The following is a 4,343-nucleotide window of genomic DNA, read 5'->3' as shown; positions in this document are numbered from 1 at the left end:
GGCCCGGGGGATAGGTCCCGGGAGGCGACGGCATGGGCGGGCGCCCTTCGGCACCGAGTCGCCAGCAGCCCGCGGGGACGCCATGTCAGGCTCGCGGCCATCGTGCGCGCCGACCTGAGGCCCTGGCTGATCCGCCTGCGGCCCCCACCCTGGTGGCGGGGCGCATCCGCGCACCATATGGCGTGCCCCGGGGGATGGCCGCCTGACCGACTGGCTCGGTCAGGCGAACCACACGGCCGCCCCACCGCGATCCTTGGGCTGGCCGTCTGCGGGCCGCGCAACTCGGGTGGCAGGCACATCCATCCTCGGCACAGATGGCGTGTCCATAGGTGGCTGCGGGGCCGAGCCGCCAGGCGGCCGCGTGGACGCTCGCCTCAGGCCGGCGGCCAGCGGTGGGCGCCCGGCCTGCGGCCGCTGGCCTCGGCTGGCCGCCTGTGAGCAGCGCGCTCTCGGTGGCGGGCACCTGTGAGGCGGCTGTGTGCGAGCCTTCTGGTGGGTTGCATTGGCCGAACCTCGGGCCATTCGGGTCGGGTGGTCGCCTTGCCGCAGGCACCCGCTGGCCGCCTACAGGCTGCCGCAACTTCGGGGGCGGGCACATCGAGACCGCCGCATCGCGAGCCCTCCAAGGCTTGGGGTGGTCGAGCCGTCAGGTGGTCAGCATGGCCGAGCCGTTAGGCGGTCAGCACGGCCGAGCCCGTCATGCGGGGAGACCGCTGATCTTCATGTGTCTGCGTGGCGAGTTCCTGAGCGGTTGGCTGTGCGTCGCGTGGGCAGGCCCGTGCGCCCAGGCGTGATTCCCGTGATCCCCTGAGCCGCCTCGCCAGGTTGTCGCCTGGTCAACCTCGTGTGCCCAGGTGCAAACCCAAGCCGGGACATGCGAAAGGGCGCTCCCCGTGTGGGGAGCGCCCTTTACGCATTGTTGGTGGCTTTACTTCTTGTAGGCGCCGGTGGAGAACGGGACGGGCTTGTTCTTCAGGCCCTTGCCGTCGCCCCACTTGGTGATGACGTAGTCGACCTTGATGTGGCCCTCGCCACCCACGCCGTCGACACCCAGGGTGTCGGTGTTGAACTTGCCGCCGGTCAGCGCGGCGAAGGTCTTGGCGTCCAGGTCCAGCATCACACCACGGCTGGAGGGATCACCGGGGCCACGGTCACCCACGAAGAACGGCATCTTCTTGCCCTTGTAGACGACGTAGCCCTCGGTCATCAGGGGCCACGACGGCGAGGCGACCAGACCCTGCTGCATCGGCTTGCCCGCGGCCGGCAGACCGGTGTCACCGGCGCGGCCGGAGGCGTCGTCCCAGAAGTAGGACGCGGTGGTCGAGCCCTTGAGCAGACCCTGAGCCTGGGAGTCGGTGGTGGTGTCGGCCTGGGCCATGCTGGCGCCGGCGGTGGTGCCGATGGTCAGCGCGGACAGGGCGGCGGCGGACAGCAGAGCGAAGGAACGCAGGCGAGCGGTCATGAAGAGGTACCGTCCTTTACGTGGAACTGGGGCGGACACAGGACACGGACACGCTCGCTTTGCATGGAGACGCAGCCGACTGATCCGGGCGCTGGCGCGCTAGGGCCGGATTGATGCTGCGTGGAGCGCTGGAGACGTGGGTCTCGGGAGGGAACCGGATGTCGGGCCTGGGTAGGTCGCCGGTGTCGGTTCCGGGATCCGCCTGGTGGGGCGGGCGGTTGGTGCGGGTGCCTCGGCAAACTGCGGGTCTCTCCCCGACCAACACATACAAGACTACCCCATGAAACGGACAAACGCAAACGAATCACCATGAAACGGGCAATGATCTACCTGGCTAGGTAAAGCGAACGCCATGCATCGTCTCCGCTACAGGCCGCTGAATGGAGGTTCGGATCTTCAGAGGAGCTTGGAGGCATCGGATGCACAAGATGGCTCTGCGTAGATGAAGGCCGGCGAGGTGGCTGCCGGGAGTCTTGCCGCGGTGAAGGCGGCCAGCGAGGGGCGGACGAGAGCGTCGCGTGAACTTTCTGGCGGGATGCGTCGTCGTACTTCCCACGATCAGCATCGCCAGGATCCGGGGGTTCACCATGAGCTCACCACGCATGATCGCACTGTCGGCCGCGGTGCTGGCCGCGGTCGGCTGTTCGGCCCAGACAGCCGGGCCACCGCCTGCCATCACCCAGACCGTCACACCGCAGAGTCGCGCGACCACCTCGGCCACACTGCCGCAGCAGCCCGTCCCTGCGTCCCCCTCCCCCTCACCTCCGGTGGACCTTCCCAAGCCGACGGCGACCACCGATATCGGGCCCCGTCCGCGCCCCAAGATCTGCGATCGTCGCGGCGAACACCGCGTACCCGCCCCCGGCGTGCTGAGCATCAGCGGCATCAGCGTCGACGGCGATCGTGTGGTGCTGAAGGCCAGGCCCTCCATCCGGGTCTGCGGCCCTAAAGTCGCCAACGATGGCTACTACATGGCGAGCTCCGGCCCCGCCAGGACCTATCGGCTGGCCCGCCGAGCCACGGTCATCCTCGTGGACATGAGCAATGGCCCCGTGCCTGCGCACTACAGCGTCGCGGCGTTCATCAAGCTGCTGCGCGCCACGCCCGAGCTGAACATTGAGCGTGGTGGTCTCGACCCGCATTTCCGCTCCTTCGAGACCGCCTCCGTCGACCTCTCGGACAGCACGGAGATCACCACACTCTCTCAGCATTACCACCCATGACCGGCGACATGGGCACAGCGGGTCCGGACGGTGACAGCCGGTAGAGCTCTCCGCCGGCAGGCGGTGCCTGCTCGATAGCTGTCACGCGAAGCCTGCCTGGCCGTGACAGTGGCATCAACGGCGATCTCCGATCGCGTTCGGTGACGAGGACGGCTGGGGCGACGTCGCCACCATCGTCGGCCAGCGAGATGGCTGCGAAATGTGCGGGAGTGAGTCCGGGATGGCTTTCGCGGTCTGTTCCGTCGGCACCCGATGTACGTACTCAACACTTTCTTGAACCGCGGTGTCGCCCAGCGGAGTCACATGGCTTAGATGGACGGTTGGGCGCCTCGTGCCCCCCGGGCTGCGGACGGAGTGCCTCTACTCGCCCCTTCGGTCTCGTTCCCGAGTTCCTCGTTCAACAGCCGGCAGTGCTCCTTGTTCAAATTCTTCGGAGACAGGCAGTTCATGCGCCGACTGCGAGCGGACTTGCACGCGGGCACATCGTCCCGACCGCCGTCGAGGCAGGCGAGGAAAGTTTTCTCTATCGCACGGCAGGCAGCGGCTCCGTGACCGTCGTGGATGCAATCAAGGTAGTCGTGGGCGAACAGGCGGCAAGTCATGTCGTCCGACTCTCCCGCCCTTTGACCACAGGCCGCGTGCAGCTCCACCACCTGACGACAGTTGAAACGCCCGATGTCGTCCACGTGGCCGCTTCGGCAGTCGTCGACCGCCTGAGAAGCTTGGGCGCATTCCGACTTGGCGGCGGCCGACAGGCATTCGAAATAGCTGTGCGGCTTCTGATCGGCAGCCTGCGGCTGCTCCCCTCGCACGTGGAGAATCGCCGCGATGGAACCGAGGCCTAATACCAGCATCCCTAGCACGATCATGGTGCGCTTCATCGCCACGTACTCCAACGTCGGCTCGGATCGCCTGCTTTCGAGTTCCGCGCACTTCGCGGCCTGTCTCGCGGCGCGTCGTTCCCTGCGCTTTGCGACATTGCTGCACTGAAGATACCGGTTCAGGCCATCGTGAGGAGACATGCGAAAGGGCGCTCCCCGTGTGGGGAGCGCCCTTTACGCATTGTTCGTGGCTTACTTCTTGTAGGCGCCGGTGGAGAACGCGACCGGCTTGTTCTTCAGGCCCTTGCCGTCGCCCCACTTGGTGATGACGTAGTCGACCTTGATGTGGCCCTCGCCACCCACGCCGTCCACACCCAGGGTGTCGGTGTTGAACTTGCCACCGGTCAGCGCGGCGAAGGTCTTGGCGTCCAGGTCCAGCATCACACCACGGCTGGAGGGATCACCGGGACCACGGTCACCGACGAAGAACGGCATCTTCTTGCCCTTGTAGACGACGTAGCCCTCGGTCATCAGGGGCCAGGACGGGGAGGCGACCAGGCCCTGCTGCATCGGCTTACCCGCGGCCGGCAGACCGGTGTCACCGGCGCGGCCCGAGGCGTCGTCCCAGAAGTAGGAGGCGGTGGTCGAGCCCTTGAGCAGGCCCTGAGCCTGAGAATCGGTGTTGGAGTTGGTGCTGGTGCTGGTCTCGGCGGCCTGGGCCATGCTGGCGCCGGCGGTGGTGCCGATGGTCAGCGCGGACAGGGCGGCGGCGGACAGCAGAGCGAGGGAACGCAGGCGAGCGGTCATGAAGAGGTACCGTCCTTTACGTGGAACTGG

The 4,343-nt window shown here is 67.1% G+C and carries 4 protein-coding genes; 1 reads left to right on the top strand and 3 read right to left on the bottom strand.

The genetic code is table 11. The annotated features are described in order from the left end of the window. Window positions 1-928 precede the first annotated feature (928 nt). On the bottom strand, window positions 929-1,462 hold the full coding sequence (locus HII36_RS53570; protein ID WP_173531094.1) for a hypothetical protein: 534 nt from the start codon (window positions 1,460-1,462) through the stop codon (window positions 929-931). A gap of 518 nt (window positions 1,463-1,980) precedes the next feature. Here HII36_RS53570 and HII36_RS53565 point away from each other — a divergent pair. Continuing rightward, the gene (locus tag HII36_RS53565; protein ID WP_173531093.1) at window positions 1,981-2,685 is read left to right on the top strand and encodes a hypothetical protein; all 705 of its coding nucleotides are present in this window, start codon (window positions 1,981-1,983) and stop codon (window positions 2,683-2,685) included. A 308-nt stretch (window positions 2,686-2,993) separates the two neighbouring features. Here HII36_RS53565 and HII36_RS53560 read toward each other — a convergent pair whose 3' ends face one another. Then, window positions 2,994-3,566 (bottom strand): hypothetical protein, encoded by a 573-nt coding sequence (locus HII36_RS53560; RefSeq protein ID WP_173531092.1) that lies wholly within the window; start codon window positions 3,564-3,566, stop codon window positions 2,994-2,996. A gap of 192 nt (window positions 3,567-3,758) precedes the next feature. Beyond that, window positions 3,759-4,313 carry a hypothetical protein gene (locus tag HII36_RS53555; protein WP_173531091.1) on the bottom strand — a complete coding sequence of 185 codons (555 nt, stop codon included), beginning with the start codon at window positions 4,311-4,313 and terminating at the stop codon, window positions 3,759-3,761. Window positions 4,314-4,343 lie beyond the last annotated feature (30 nt).

It is taken from the genome of Nonomuraea antri (assembly GCF_013283785.1).
Taxonomy (GTDB): Bacteria; Actinomycetota; Actinomycetes; order Streptosporangiales; family Streptosporangiaceae; genus Nonomuraea; species Nonomuraea antri.
Note: the sequence above shows the minus strand (reverse complement) of the source record. Positions and strands in the feature narration are given on the sequence as shown.